At 71.9% G+C, this 13,966-nt stretch carries 11 protein-coding genes; 5 read left to right on the forward strand and 6 right to left on the reverse strand.

Annotation, left to right across the window (positions count from 1 at the left end; genetic code table 11):
* The 6 genes from AB0K09_RS20120 to AB0K09_RS20145 all read right to left on the reverse strand — a co-directional run.
* Window positions 1–1,606 (reverse strand): WD40 repeat domain-containing protein (locus AB0K09_RS20120; RefSeq protein WP_366066736.1); only part of this gene is annotated, 1,606 nt, incomplete at its 3' end.
* A complete protein-coding gene (gene ribA / locus AB0K09_RS20125) occupies window positions 1,603–2,271 on the reverse strand; it encodes a GTP cyclohydrolase II (protein WP_366066737.1) in 669 nt (222 codons plus the stop codon). The genes ribA and AB0K09_RS20120, both read right to left, overlap by 4 nt.
* Window positions 2,268–3,515 (reverse strand): MFS transporter, encoded by a 1,248-nt coding sequence (locus AB0K09_RS20130; protein WP_366066738.1) that lies wholly within the window; start codon window positions 3,513–3,515, stop codon window positions 2,268–2,270. The genes ribA and AB0K09_RS20130 overlap by 4 nt, the downstream gene beginning before the upstream one ends.
* Window positions 3,516–3,522: 7 nt before the next feature.
* The gene (locus AB0K09_RS20135; RefSeq protein ID WP_366066739.1) at window positions 3,523–5,433 is read right to left on the reverse strand and encodes a PQQ-binding-like beta-propeller repeat protein; all 1,911 of its coding nucleotides are present in this window, start codon (window positions 5,431–5,433) and stop codon (window positions 3,523–3,525) included.
* Window positions 5,434–5,853: 420 nt separating this feature from the next.
* Complete coding sequence (locus AB0K09_RS20140; RefSeq protein ID WP_366066740.1) at window positions 5,854–6,465, reverse strand: NAD(P)H-dependent oxidoreductase; 612 nt, start codon at window positions 6,463–6,465, stop codon at window positions 5,854–5,856.
* 126 nt (window positions 6,466–6,591) lie between these two features.
* Window positions 6,592–7,359, reverse strand: a complete 768-nt coding sequence (locus tag AB0K09_RS20145) for an AfsR/SARP family transcriptional regulator (RefSeq protein ID WP_366066741.1) — start codon at window positions 7,357–7,359, stop codon at window positions 6,592–6,594.
* A gap of 274 nt (window positions 7,360–7,633) precedes the next feature.
* On the opposite strand from AB0K09_RS20145, the gene AB0K09_RS20150 reads away from it, so the two are divergent.
* Genes AB0K09_RS20150 through AB0K09_RS20170 form a run of 5 tightly spaced genes read left to right on the forward strand, consistent with a single transcriptional unit; the run spans window position 7,634 to window position 13,925 of the window.
* Window positions 7,634–8,968, forward strand: a complete 1,335-nt coding sequence (locus tag AB0K09_RS20150; RefSeq protein ID WP_366066742.1) for an MFS transporter — start codon at window positions 7,634–7,636, stop codon at window positions 8,966–8,968.
* A gap of 41 nt (window positions 8,969–9,009) precedes the next feature.
* Window positions 9,010–9,936, forward strand: a complete 927-nt coding sequence (locus AB0K09_RS20155; RefSeq protein ID WP_366066743.1) for an arylamine N-acetyltransferase — start codon at window positions 9,010–9,012, stop codon at window positions 9,934–9,936.
* A 54-nt stretch (window positions 9,937–9,990) separates the two neighbouring features.
* A complete protein-coding gene (locus tag AB0K09_RS20160) occupies window positions 9,991–11,634 on the forward strand; it encodes an AMP-binding protein (protein WP_366066744.1) in 1,644 nt (547 codons plus the stop codon).
* Window positions 11,631–13,310: an FAD-dependent monooxygenase gene (locus tag AB0K09_RS20165; RefSeq protein WP_366066745.1), complete on the forward strand. Its 1,680-nt coding sequence runs from the start codon at window positions 11,631–11,633 to the stop codon at window positions 13,308–13,310. Before AB0K09_RS20160 ends, AB0K09_RS20165 begins: the two co-directional genes overlap by 4 nt.
* A gap of 30 nt (window positions 13,311–13,340) precedes the next feature.
* Window positions 13,341–13,925: a flavodoxin family protein gene (locus AB0K09_RS20170; RefSeq protein WP_366066746.1), complete on the forward strand. Its 585-nt coding sequence runs from the start codon at window positions 13,341–13,343 to the stop codon at window positions 13,923–13,925.
* The last annotated feature ends 41 nt before the right edge of the window (window positions 13,926–13,966 follow it).

Raw genomic sequence — 13,966 nt, forward strand, 5'->3', positions numbered from 1 at the left:
TCTTCACGGCCCCGCCCGGTTCGCAGCCGATGACGTCGGTGCTGGTGCTGGGCCGGACGTAGACGGCCACCAGGCCGGAGTAGGAGCCGCTGGCGATCCAGCGGCCGTCCGTGGAGGCTGCGACGCACTTGATGGAGTGGTCGTGCGGCGTGTCCACGACGCGCACGCCGCCGTCCGCCTCCCAGATCCGCAGCTTCAGGTCGCGGCTGACGCTCGTGAAGGCGCCGTCCGGCAGCGCCGCGCAGCCGTTGGCGATCTTGTCGTGGGCCTCCTCGATCCGTGCCGTCGGCTCGAAGGTGTCGATGGAGAACCAGTTGGCGGAGGCGCCGGCGCAGACCGCGAAGATGGTGCCGCCGCCGGCCGCCACGCCCTTGACCGCGCCCGCGGCCAGCTGGAGCGTGGTGACGTGCCGCAGCGTGCGGTCGGGGCCGACGGAGAAGACCAGGCCCTCGCCGGTGTAGGCGCCGACGACCACGTGCGGCAGACCGTCCTTCTCGAAGACCGCCGCGCAGTTCAGCGGTGAGCGGTGCTGGTGCAGCACCTCGCCGGTCTCCGCGTCGAAGACCCGGCCCAGCTGGCCGCCGGACAGCACCAGGCCGCCCGCCTTCACCACGAAGTTGCACAGGCTGCCGACCTCGGCGACCGGCCGGCCGTCCTCGTGCAGCACGCCCGCGTCGCCGATGGTCAGGCGGCGCCCGTCGACCGTCGTCACGGCGTTCACACAGCCCGTGCCCTCGATGCCCGACAGGTCCCACGCGTCGCGCTCGATGTCGTACGTGGCGTAGGTGGAGCCGAAGGTGGCGAAGACCAGGGTCCGGTCGTCGAGGAACGCGCAGGAGCGGGCCCAGATCTCGGCGGGGAAGTTCGACGAGGACGTCAGCGTCAGCCCGCCCGCGGTGTTCCAGATCCGCACCGTGCGGTCGTAGCTCAGGCTGACCAGCGCGCCCGAGTCGCCGTGGTAGACGAGGCGCTTGATGCCCGCCTCGTGCGCCGGGAAGGTCCGGGTCGTTTCGCCCTCGATGCGGATGATCTCGCCGTCGTCGTTGCCGGCGAAGACCACGCCCTCGCGGGTGATGGCGATGGTGTCGGTCTCCACGCCCGCCATGTCGATCTCGCCGACCAGCCCGCCGGCGGTCAGCGACCAGCGCTTGACGGTGCCGTCGTCGCTGGAGGACAGCAGCTCGTCCGAATCGCCCAGCCACTCCACGGAGATGACGTCGGCGGTGTGCCCGGTGAAGCGCGCGAGCAGGGTGCCGGTGAAGTCGTAGACGCGGACCAGGCAGTCGCGGGAGGCGGTGGCGACCAGCTCCCGGGAGGGGTGGAAGACCGACATCTCCACGTCGTCGCCCTGGTCGGAGAAGACGGCCGTCAGTTTCAGGTCCGGCACGGTCCACAGGCGCGCCGTGTAGTCGCTGGAGGAGCTCAGCACGTACCGGCCGTCCGGGCTGAAGGACACCTGGTTGGCGAGGTGGTCGTGCGTGGCCCGGGCCAGCGGCTTGCCGTCCGAGGCGTCCCAGAGGATCAGCTGGTTGTCGTAGCCGGCCGTCGCGACGTGCGAGCCGCCGAACGCGGCGATGCCGCTGATGGGGCCGTGGTGGCGGATCAACGCAGGGCTCCTTCGAGGTCGATGGTGTGCGAGGTGCGGGTGACCTTCGCGGTGAGGTAGTGCAGGTTGTGACGGTTGGCGAAGACGCCCGTGGGGATGACCCGGCGCACCGAGATGCCGTGCACGGTCAACTGGGCGTGCTTGTCCGGGTTGTTCGTCAGCAGGTCGATCTCGTCGTGGCCGAGCGCGCGCAGCATGTGCGCGGCGCTGGTGTAGTCGCGCAGGTCGTCGCCGAGCCCCAGGGCGCGGTTGGCGGCGTAGGTGTCGAGCCCGGTGTCCTGCAGCCGGTAGGCGTCCAGCTTGTTGTACAGGCCGATGCCGCGGCCCTCCTGCCGCAGGTACAGCAGGCAGCCGCCGACCGCGGCGACCTGGCGCAGCGCCTCGTGCAGCTGCGGACCGCAGTCGCACCGCGCCGAGCCGAAGACGTCGCCGGTCATGCACTCCGAGTGCAGCCGCACCAGCGGCGTGCCGTCGTCGGTGTGCTGCTTCGCGTCCGGAAAGTGGACGGCCAGGTGTTCCAGCCCGTCCGGCAGTCCGTCGAAGGTGGTCACGGTGGCATCCAGCGCGGGCCCGTCGCCGAGGTGCAGCGGAATGCGGACCTCGCTGCGGATCCGTGCCCGGAAGCCGGTCTCGGCCCGTCCGGTGTTCGAGGACAAAAGCTTCATACGGCAACCTCCGATGTCCGGGCCTCCGCCGCGGGAGACCACGCGTGCCAGGTGCGCCGGAGCCAGAGGAGCCCCGCGAGCTGCACCAGTCCGAAAGTGAGAAACGTCGCGGCGCTTCCGATGCCCGCCGCGAGCGCGGGAACGACCAGGGGCCCCGCCAGCACGGGCAGGCCCATCAGCAGGCCGACGATGCCGCCGGCCCGTCCCAGGGCGTCGGCGGGCAGGAACTTGATGGTCATCAGGTCGCTGGCGACGCTCAGCGCGCTCTGGAAGCCGAAGAAGGCCACCATCGCGCCGATGAACAGCGGCAGCGAGCCGGCCGACATCAGCAGCAGGCAGCCGCCCATGCCCAGCGTCCCGATCAGGACCACGGCGCGGAACGGGAACGTCTTGCGCTCTGAGACCAGCACCGTGCCCAGGACCCCGACGACCCGCACGGCCACCAGCACGTAGCCGACCTGCTGGGCCGTCAGCGCGAACTCGTGCTGGAGCCGGAACTGCGAGAGCGTGAGGGTGCCCGTCGTGCCGACCAGCAGCATCGGCACGTACACCAGGATCGCGTGGAAGATCACCGGCCGGGTACGCAGCACCGACCAGCCCTCGGCCAGGCTGCCCACGAGCGTGCCCTCCCGCTTCCTGGTCACCCGCGGCGGATGTACGCCCATCAGCCATACGGCGATCGGCGCCAGGAAGGTGAGCACGTTCAGCCACAGCAGCACGTCGTAGTCCACCCAGATCAGGGCGAGGCTGACCAGCAGCGGGCCGACCACGTTGGTGATGACGTACAGGCTCCCGAGGCTGCCCCGGGAGCGGACGGGGTTGTCGGGGAACATATGGGCCACGCCCGTCATCCAGCCGGCCCGGTAGGCCGCGCCACCTAGCTGGACCAGTGCCCCGAAGACGAACAGCGGCCACACCGGGGCGTGTTCCGCCAGCCCGGTCAGATTGAGCGCGGTGGCGGCCACGGCCTGCACGAGCAGACCGGGCACCACCAGCACCCGTGAGCCGTAGCGGTCGACGAGGGCGCCGAGCACCGGGGCGATCAGGAGCGTGGCCGGGGTGAGCGCGGCCAGCAGCGACATCACGGTGAGCGAGCCGGTGCGCTCGTAGACGAAGAGGGGCAGCGCGACGGCGTAGACCGCCTCGCCGATGTTGTTGACGACGTTGCCGGTCGCGAAGACGCGGAAGCGGCGGTCACGCCAGGGCGAGGGGGCCGGTGCCGCGGCCGGGGCGGGTTCGCTCATCGCGCACTCACCTCGGCAGGAACGCGTCGCGCACCTTGACCAGCGGCGCGGCGTCCTTGGCCGGCGCCTCCCGGGCGGCCGTGCCGCCCCCGGCCGGCTCCGCGATGCGGTACAGGCTCAGGAAGCCGCCGCGCCCGCCGGCCAGCAGGGCGTGCGCGCCGTCGGTCCCGTAGGGCACCGCGGCGACGGCCTTGACGAAGTCCGGCAGGTCCTCGGCCAGGGCCAGCAGCTCGCCGGACTCCCGCTCGTACACCCCGATCTGCACGCCGTAGGAGACGGCGTAGACCCGGTCGCCGAGCAGCGCGCCGTTCTCGACGGTGTTGTCCAGCAGCTCGGTCCAGCGGCCGGTGATCTCGCGGGTGGCCAGGGAGATCTCCTTGACGCCCTGCTGCCCGGTGACGATCAGGCTGTCCGCGGTGGCCCACATGCGCTTGGGGTACTCGTCGGTCTCCAGCCGCCACAGCACCTCGTCCGTGCCGGCCGCGAACAGGGTGATCACACCGTCGCTGGAGGCCACGGCGCGCTCGCCGGTGGGCAGGTAGCAGGCCGCCCAGGCGGAGGCGTCGCCGATGTCCAGCCGGCCCAGCACCTCGCCGGTGGCCGCGTCGAGCTCGGTCACGCCGTCGTTGGCCGCGGCCAGCAGCCGCTCGTGCCCGGCCGAGCCGGCCAGCGTGTGCGTGAGCGCCTCCAGCCGGTGCTTCCACAGCACGTTGCCGGCCCGGTCCGAGCGCCACACCCAGCGGTCGCGGCTGACGCCGGCCCAGCCGCCGGGCAGCGGCACGACGCGGCGGGTGAAGCCGAACCCGGTGCGGACGTGGTCGAGCAGCCGCACCTGCGGCTCGCCGCGCCGGTCGGCGACGACGCTCACCACGGCCACGCCGTCGTCGGCGGCGACGAACAGTTCGGCCGGGTCGTCCACGGACGGCTGGATGTCCCAGGCGCACTGCGGGCGGAAGGCGGCGCGGGCCAGCAGGGTGCGGCCGTCGGCGGAGAGCTTGCGCAGGTCGCCGTCCTGGGTGAGGGTGAAGACCGAACCGTCGGTGCCGACGGCGAAGTCGGTGAGCTGGTGCGTGAAGCCGGAGACCGTGTGGTCCACCCGCAGCTGGGGCGTGCTGTTGTCCAGCACGTGCAGGACGCCGTCGAAACCGCCGACGTAGACCGTGCGGTGGTCGGGGGAGAAGGCCAGGAACTCCACGTCGTCGCGGGCCAGCAGCAGCTGGTCCAGGACCTTGCCGCGCGCGTCGAGGGTGAGCACGCCGTTGGCGATGCAGTCGTTCTCGTCGACGCCGTCGTCCTGGGTCGCCCAGAAGCGGTCGTGCAGCGGGTCGTAGCAGATCCGGTGGATGTTGCCGCCGTCGACCTTCACCACGTTCGGGAAGTCCAGCGCCGCCAGGTCACCCAGGAAGATCCGCCCCGACTTGTCGGAGACCACGTCGACCTCGGGGTGGTCGGTGCACAGCCACTCCATGGCGACGTCGTCGGCGAAGGACGGCTCGATGCGCTCGACCTCGAAGGTCTCCAGGTCCAGCACGACCACCTGCCGGTAGCCGTTGTTGACGTACACCCGGCCCTCGTGCACGAGGATGCCGCGGCTCATCTGCGGGGACGGCTCCTCGTTCTCCATCAGCAGGGAACGGTCGCAGGTGTAGTGGGCGTCCAGGACGTCCACCAGGTCCAGGGTGTCCAGCCGCCAGCGCAGCAGGGTGCCGAGCTTGTCCTTGCCCACGATCCAGTCGCCGGCGGCGGCGATCGTGTAGACCGGGGCGTGCCCGGCGAGGATGGTGCCGGTGGGGGCGGGCGAGGACCGCAGCAGGCGCAGTTCCTCGTCCAGCAGATGGATGCGTCCGGTCACGTCGGCCGCCAGGAGTCCGGCGCCGGGTATGTGCGTGATCCGCGCGACGCGGTCGGTCAGCTCCACTTCTCGCTCTCCTTGAATCGTCACACGGCCGCGCGCCGGTGGCAGGGGACGGCCGGCCGATGAGAGGAGGGCCGGCCCACGGCAGATGAGGCAGGTACGGGGGGTTCCGCTTCGTGGAAGCGGCTATGCGGTGGTGAGCACGGCCGGACCGTGCTCACCACCGCATCAATGCGCGTCTCAGTTGACGCTCTTGGCGGAGCTGATGCCCCGGCGAACCGGCTTGCGGATCATGGCGTACACCTCCCTTCCGCACTCGGCGGACCGCGTCGGCGGTCATGGTCAGCTGACGGACTTGGCGGAGCTGATGCCCCGGCGAACCGGCTTGCGGATCATGACGACACCTCCTTCCTCACTCGACGACGGTTTTCGGTCACCGACCGGTCGGCCACGAGGGCCGCCGGCCGGAGCTCATGGGGGGGATCAGACGGACACGGTGCGCAGCCGCTCCGAGAGCGGGGACCTCCGGCCGCCGCCGCGCGCCGGCCGGGTCGCCGCCGTGAGGGTGGCGCCCACCAGCCCGCGCAGGGCGTCGAGGATCTCCGGATCGGTCATCTCGCCGTGCCGGTCGAGGCGTTGGTCCGCCTGGCCGATCGCGACGGGCGGATGCTCGACCACGAAGGCCCCGCAGGTCCGCAGCACCGTCAGCAGCGCCGGCTGGGCGTCGACCGCGCCGCGGCCGCCCGGGGAGGCGCTCAGCACCGCGACCGCCTTGTCCGTCAGCGGACTCGCGCCGTACGGACGGGACAGCCAGTCCAGCGCGTTCTTCAGCACTCCGGAGACCGCGCCGTTGTACGACGGCGTACTGATGACCAGTGCGTCGGCGTCCGCGACCAGGGCTCGCGCCGCCTCCACCGCCGCCGTCATCCCGGCCTCCTCGACGTCCCCGTCGTAGAACGGGATCCGCCCGATCGGCAGGGAGACCACCTCGACGTCCACCGGCATGTCCTCGATGATTCGGCGTACCGCCCGTAGCGCCGCCGAATTCAGCGAGCCACGGCGCAGACTTCCCGAAATCAGCACCAGCTTGATCATGCCGGTTCCCCCTTTCAGTCTTCGCACCGGCTTTCCCGGGATTTCCCGGGCCCCGTCCGGTGCGACATTCAAAGAATCGCCGGTCCCGATACCGTTCCGATACCGGCCGGGTACCGGCTCCCGTGCCTAGCCGGAAACGGCCACCTTCTGGCACAGAATGTCGGCGTGCATGCGCGTGAGTTCCCGGCTCGGATCCACGCCGAGTTCCTCGGACAAATACGCGCGCACGCGCGCGTATTCCGTGAGTGCTTCCGCCTGGCGCCCGGAAAGATAGAGCGCCCGCATGAGCTGGCCGCGCAGCGTCTCGCGCAGCGGATGCGCGGCGACGAGCTCCCGCAGATCGCCCACGAGGTCGCTCACATCGCCGAGGTCCAGCCGCAGCGCGCACAGCTGCTCGGTCGCCATCAGGCGCCGCTCCTCCAGCGCCGCCGCGGCGGCCTCCAGCACGTCCGTGCCGTCGCAGGCCAGCAGCCGGCCGCGCCACAGCGCCAGCGCCGAGCGCAGCTCGCGCACGGCGGCCGCCGTCCGGTCACCGCCCAACTCCTCGCGTGCCAGGCGCAGATGACGCTGGAAGCACAACAGGTCCAGCTGCTCCTCGCCGAGCACCACCCGGTAGCCGGGGCCGTCGGTCTGGATCAGCTCGGGCCCCCCGGGCAGCCGCCGGCGGAGGTCCGCGATGCTCTTGCGTACTTGATGGACCGCGGTCGCCGGAGGACCGGCGTCCCACGCGGCCGCGATGATGCGGTCCACCGGCACGACCCGGTTCGCCTCCAGCAACAGGGTGACCAGCACGCGCTCCTGCAAGCGCCCGCCCAGCCGTACCCGTTGGTCGTCCTGCCAGCATTCCAGGGAGCCGAGGACGTTGAAGCGAACTCTCCGCCGGTCCGGTGCCACCGACTGACTTGGTATCACCCGCATACGCCTGTCCCAACGTTTCGGAGATCCGGTAGCCAGAGCGTAAGTCCGGCGGCAAGTGCGACCGGCGATTCACCCCGGGCCTTTGTCAGGTTCGCCCGGCTCGCACGATGGACCCCGGTACACCCCCGAAACCCCGGGATTCGACGATGCCGGGCCGACCTGACGCACTGCCCCGAACGCCGTTGGCGACCCCTTCCGCGCGCCCCGAGGATGTGCAGCACTGTTCGGACGTCGAAGGAGCGGTGGACGCATGAAGGTCAGCACGAAAAGGCGCGTCGAACAGGCGCCATTCGGCGCCACCGTCACGGTCATGGCCGTGGTGGCCGTCCTGGTCGTCGGCCAGACGTTCGTGACCATTCCACTGATGTCGCGGCTGGGCTCCGCCTGGGGCGTCTCCGAGGCCACCGCGGCCTGGTCGACCACGGCGTTCGCCGTGGCCTACGCCTGCGGATCGCTCGTCAGCGGGCCGCTGTCGAACCGCTACGGCCGCCGCGCCGTCATGGTCGTCAGCATCGCCGGCATGGCCGTCGCCACCGCACTCGTGCCACTGGCCGGAAACCTCCCCTCCGGCGCCGCGCTGCGAGCCCTGCAGGGCGCCCTGGCCGGCTCGTTCGTCCCGATGTCGTACGCCTACCTCGCCGAGCGCGTCGACCCCCGCCGGCTGCCGCTGGCCCTGACCACCGTCAACTGCGCCAGCGGCGCCTCCGTGGTCATCGGCCAGGTCGAGGCCCAGCTCTTCGACTCCGCGCTCGGCTGGCGCGCCGTCTTCCTCATCAGCGCCCCGCTGCTGGCCCTCGCGGCCGCCGCCACCTGGAAGGTCATGCTGCCCGGCATCGTCCGCGTCCCGGAGGGCGCCGCGACCGGCGCGGCTCCCGCCCCCACCGGCCCGGGCATCCACCGCTCCGCCCGGCTCTGGCCGCTGTACACGATCACCCTCACCGTCGTCGGCGGACTGACCGCGATCTACACCGGCGTCCAGCTCTACGGACCCTCCGCGGTCGTCGACGACCACGGCACGATGCTGGCGCTGCGGGCCAGCGCCCTGCCCGCCATGGTCCTGGCCGTGCTCATCTCGCCGATGCTGGGCCGGATCCCGGCGCTGCGCCGGCTCATCGGCGCCCTCGCCGTCTCGGCCGCCGGCATGATCGGCGTGGCCCTGACCACCGGCTCCGTCGTCGGCCTCGGCGTCACGCTCTTCGTCTTCGTCATCGGCATCACCACCGTCGGCCCGGCCATCGTGCAGGGCATCGGCGACGGCACGGGCACCGCGGCGCGCGCCACCGGCATCGCCATCTACGGCTTCGTGCTCAACCTCGGCTCGGGCCTGGGCGCCCAGGTGCCGCTCGCCCTCGGCAAGCTCTCGGGCCTCGCGCTGCTGCTGGCGGCCGTCTTCGTCATCGGCATCGGCCTCGTCGCCTTCGCCGGCCGGGCCGCCCGCCGGGCCGCCGAGTCCACCGGCCCCACCGCCGGCTCCACCGCCGGCCGCCCGGACCGCGACGACACGCCGCTCACGCCCCCGCCCGCACCGCCCGCGGCGAACCGCACGGCGGGCACCATGCCCAACCCCGTGCCGCAGACCGACTGACCCCGGCCGCACCGGGCAACTCAAGGAGAGGTAAACCAGCAATGGGTAACGTGACGTTGTCGGCGGTACCGCGACCGGCGGAGGGCGCCCCGGGCGCCGAGGGCACCGACTGGGGCATCGAGGCCGTCGACCTGGCCGCCTACTTCGACCGGATCGGCTACGACGGCCCGCGGACCGCCACTGCCCGGACGCTGCGCCTGCTGCACCGCGCGCACATGTCCACCATCTGCTTCGAGAACCTCGACGTGGCGCTCGGCCGCGAGATGCCCCTCGACGTCGACGGCCTCCAGCGCAAGCTCGTCGGCGCCGGGCGCGGCGGCTACTGCTTCGAGCAGAACCTGCTCTTCGCCGCCGTCCTGGAGCGCCTCGGCTTCACCCTGACGCGGCACCTCGCCCGGGTGCGGCGCGGCCGCGCCAAGATCCGCTACCGCTCGCACGCGGCCCTCGTGGTCGAGGCGGAGGGCCGGGAGTACCTGTGCGACGTCGGCTTCGGCGACGAGGGCCTGATCGAGCCGATCCCCTTCACCGCCGGCGCCGAGCTGACCGTCGGCGACTTCTCCTGGCGGCTGGAGGCCGAGACCGACGAGGGCGGGACGGGTGGGGGCGACTCCGCCGAGTGGGTGCTGCGCTCCCTGCACCCCGACGGCTGGTTCGACGTCTACTCCATGCGCCTGGAGCGCCACTACCCCTGCGACTTCGAGACCGCCCACTTCTACACCGCCCACCACCCGCGCTCGACCTTCGTCGGCAAGGTGGTCGCCCAGCGCGGTGACGAGCAGGTGCGGCACACGCTCAAGAACCAGGAGCTGGTGGCCACCTACGCCGACGGCCGCACCCTGCGCACCGAGCTCGCCCCCGACGAGGTGATCCACGTGCTGCGCGGCACGTTCGGAGTGACCCTCACCGGCGAGGAGGCGCTGCTGCTCCAGCAGCGCGTCGTCTCCTTCCGCGACGCCCACCGCGGCTGATCCCGCCGCTCCCGATCGTTCTTTCATCGGCTCATGCTGAGGAGCTCTAAGCCCATGTCTCTTGTCACGTCCCTCGCGTCGTTCCCCGCCTTCCCCCCGCTGCACATACCGGCTCCCCGTGAGGGCCTCTACCTGGGCGTCATCCCCGAGCGGGCCGCCGCCGAGCACCCCAACTCGCTGATCACGCTCGACCACGACATGGACGTCCTGCCGGACGCCGGCCGCCAGCTCACCTACCTCGAACTCGCCGAGCACGTCGACGACATGTCCGCCCGGCTGTGGGCCGCGGGCGTGCGCCCGAGCGAGCACATCGCCGTGCACAAGGCGTCCAACTTCGACATCTACGTCCTCGCCTGCGCCGCCGCCCGCATCGGCGCCGTGCCCGTGCTGCTCTCCCCGGCGCTCGACGGCGACACCGTCACCGCCCTGCTCAAGCGGCTGCACAAGCCGCACCTGCTCACCGACGAGGGCAAGCTCAGCGGCTCGCTGGCCGACATGCCGCTGGACGAGGCCGCCGCGAAGGTCATCACCACCGGCCCGGCCCGCCCCGGCGCCGTCGCCCTGGCCGACCTCGCCGGCGCCCCCCGCCGCGAGGCCGTCCTGCTGCACAAGGACCACCCGGCGGTGATGACCCACACCTCCGGCACCACCGGCCTGCCCAAGCTCGTCGTGCACACCGCCGCCAGCCTGCGCGGCCGCTTCCGCCCGCAGGAGAAGCTCGCGTCCCTGATCCGCACCCGCGAGACGTACGCCGCCCACCTCTCCTACGTCCACTCGCGGCTGTTCCTGGCGCTCGCCGTCATGCTGCCCAAGGGCATGCCCATCGTCATCCTCAACGACTCCGAGCCCGCCAAGGTCGCCGAGGTCTTTGCCCGCACCCGGCCCGGCTTCATCGAGACCCACCCCAACTCCTACATGGAGTGGGAGGACCTGGTCGACGACGCGCGCAAGCCCCTGTCGAACGTGAAGTACTTCAGCTCCACCTTCGACGCCATCCACCCGCCGACCATGCGCAAGCTGCTCCAGGCCTCCCGCCGCAACGCGCCCCTGTTCTTCCAGTTCTACGGGCAGAGCGAGTGCGGCCCGCTGGCCGGCCGCTGGTACACGCCGAGCAACGTGCACAAGGCCGACGGCCGCTGCCTGGGCTTCGCCATCCCCGGCATGACCCACTTCCGGCTCGTCAGCCGCAACGGCAAGCGCCCCTCCAAGGCCAACCCGGGCCTCATCGAGGTGCAGACCGACGGACGCGCCGTCACCTACTTCGCGGAGCACGAGCGCTATGAGAAGGAGGTCAACGGCAAGTGGTGGCGCACCGGTGACGTCGGCTACCGCACCAAGTTCGGCTGCCTCCACCTGCTCGACCGTGAGGTCGACGTCATCGAGGGCATCGACTCCACCCTCGAGGTCGAGGACGTGGTGATGGGCCGCCTGGAGGAGCTCATCGAGATCGTGCTGGTGCCCGGGCCGAACAAGGAGCCGCTGCCCGTCGTGTGCACCCGCGACGACAAGCCGCTGGACCGCGAGCGCTGGGCCCGCGCGGTCAAGGACTACCCGCAGCTGGCCGAGCCCGTGCAGATGTCGCTGTCCGAGCTGCCGCGCACGGCCACCATGAAGGTGCAGCGCATCGAGCTCGCCCGCCGCCTGCGCGAGAAGGCCGAGAAGGCCGAGAAGGCCGGGAAGACCGAGCAGACGTCATGAGCGACACCGCACCCGAGAACGGACCGAACGAGAACGACGGGGTGAGCAACGACGTGGCGATACCTGCGAACACGCCGAAGACGGCGGCACCGGGCCGGGGCGCGACGCCCGCCGACTACGACGTACTGATCATCGGTGGCGGCCCCACCGGTCTGATGGCCGCCTGCGAACTGCTGCGGCGCGGTGTCCGCGTGCGCATCGTCGACAAGGCCGCCGAGCCGTTGAACGTCCCCAAGGCGCTGTCCCTGTGGCCCCGGGCCCAGGACATCCTGGAGGACATCGGCGTCGGCGAGGGCCTCCGCGCGGCCTCCGTGCCCGTCAAGGGCTTCAGCTACTTCTCCAACCGGCGGCCGCTGGCCTCCTTCGCCATCCCCGCCGACCTGACGCCCGTCAACCTGCCCCAGTACGAGACGGAGCGGCTGCTGACCGAGCGGCTGCACGCCCTCGGCGGCAAGGTCGAACGGGGCGTGCGGCTGCTGGCCGTCGACGACGTCGACTACTCCGGCCGCATCGACTCCACCGACGGCGTCACCGCCATCCTGGAGTACGCCGACGGCGTCGTCGAGCGGGTCCGCACCCCGTTCCTCATCGGCGCCGACGGCGCCGGCAGCGCGGTGCGCGGACAACTCGGCATCGGCTTCGAGGGCTCCACCTACGAGATGGCCTTCGCGCTCGTCGACGCCCATGTCGAGGGCTATCTGCCGCCCGACGAGATCCTCTACTACCAGGCGCCCACCGGCACCCTCGTCATCGTGCCGATGCCGGACGACGTCTTCCGCATCCTGTCCGTCATGCCCAGCAACGGCCAGGAGGTCAGCGCCTCGATGATGCAGGCGCTCCTCGACGAGCGCGGCCCGCGCGGCGTGCGCATCACCGAGCCGGTCTGGGAGACGGTCTTCCGGGTCCACGCCCGGCACGCCACCGACTTCCAGCGCGGCCGCGTCTTCCTCATGGGCGACGCCGCCCACGTGCACAGCCCGGCCGGCGGCCAGGGCATGAACAACGGCCTCCAGGACGCCCACAACCTCAGCTGGAAGCTGGCCTCGGTGATCCGCGGGGAGTCCCCGAGCTCGATCCTGCTCGACTACGGCCAGGAGCGCGCCGAGGCCACCCGGCGCATCGTCCGCGACACCGACGTGCAGACCCGTGCCTGGATGGCCGGCGGCAAGGCACGGGTGCTCGCCCGGGACACGGCCTTCCGCCTGCTCGACCGGACCGGCGCCGTCTCCCGCTTCTACGCCCCCGTCATGGCCGGCCGCCGCCTCGCCTACACCCCGGTGCGCGAGACACAGGAACCCTCGCGCTTCTCGGGCTGCGCCGTGCAGCGCAGGCTTCCGGGCGGGCTGAAGGTCGGGGCGGTCTTCCCGCGGCGGCTCGCCGTCTCGTACGGCATCTCGGGCCCCGCCGCCGACCCCTCGCAGTGGACCCTGGCCGTGCTCCCGCCGGCCGGCGACGGGGCCTGGCTGGAGGAGATCGAGCACATCGCCGGGCAGCGGCCCCGGGTGCGCGTGCTGCGGATGCGCCGCGCCGACGCGGCGCCCGCCACCGGCTGCCGGCGCCCGGGCTTCTACCTCGTGCGCCCCGACGGCCACATCGCCGCCCACGGCCACGAGCGCGACCTGGACCGGCTGGAGACCGAGCTGGCCTTCTGGCTCAACCCCCGCCCGCGGGCCTGAACCGTTCGAAGACGAACAGGAGAGAGCACGATGAGTACCGCCCCACTGGTCGCCGTCGCCTACCACTCGGGCTACGGGCACAACGTCGTACTCGCGGAGGGCGTCCGCCGCGGCGCCGCCGAGGCGGGTGCGGACACCGCGCTGATCGCGGTGGACACCATCACCGACGAGCAGTGGGGCGAACTCGACGCGGCCGACGCCATCGTCTTCGGCACCCCCACCTACATGGGCGGCGCCTCGGCCGCGTTCCACACGTTCGCCGAGGCCACCTCCAAGCGCTGGGCCGAGCGGGCCTGGCGCGACAAGCTCGCCGCCGGCTTCACCGTCTCCGGCGCGAAGAACGGCGACAAGCTCAGCACCCTGCAGTACCTCACCGTCCTCGCGGCCCAGCACGGCATGCACTGGGTCAACCTCGACCTGCTGCCCGGCTGGAACACCTCCACCGGCTCGGAGAACGACCTCAACCGGCTCGGCATCCACCTGGGCGTCGGCGCCCAGGCCAACGCCGACCAGGGCGCGGAGGCGGTCACCAAGTCGGACACCGAGACCGCCGTCCACCTCGGCCGGCGCGTCGCGGAGACGGCCCGCATCTTCCGGAAGGGCAGCGGTCACTGACCATGAAGGCCGACGAGACACCCACCCGCGAGCACGTCCGC

The sequence above is a fragment of the Streptomyces sp. NPDC049577 genome (assembly GCF_040675635.1).
Lineage (GTDB): Bacteria > Actinomycetota > Actinomycetes > Streptomycetales > Streptomycetaceae > Streptomyces.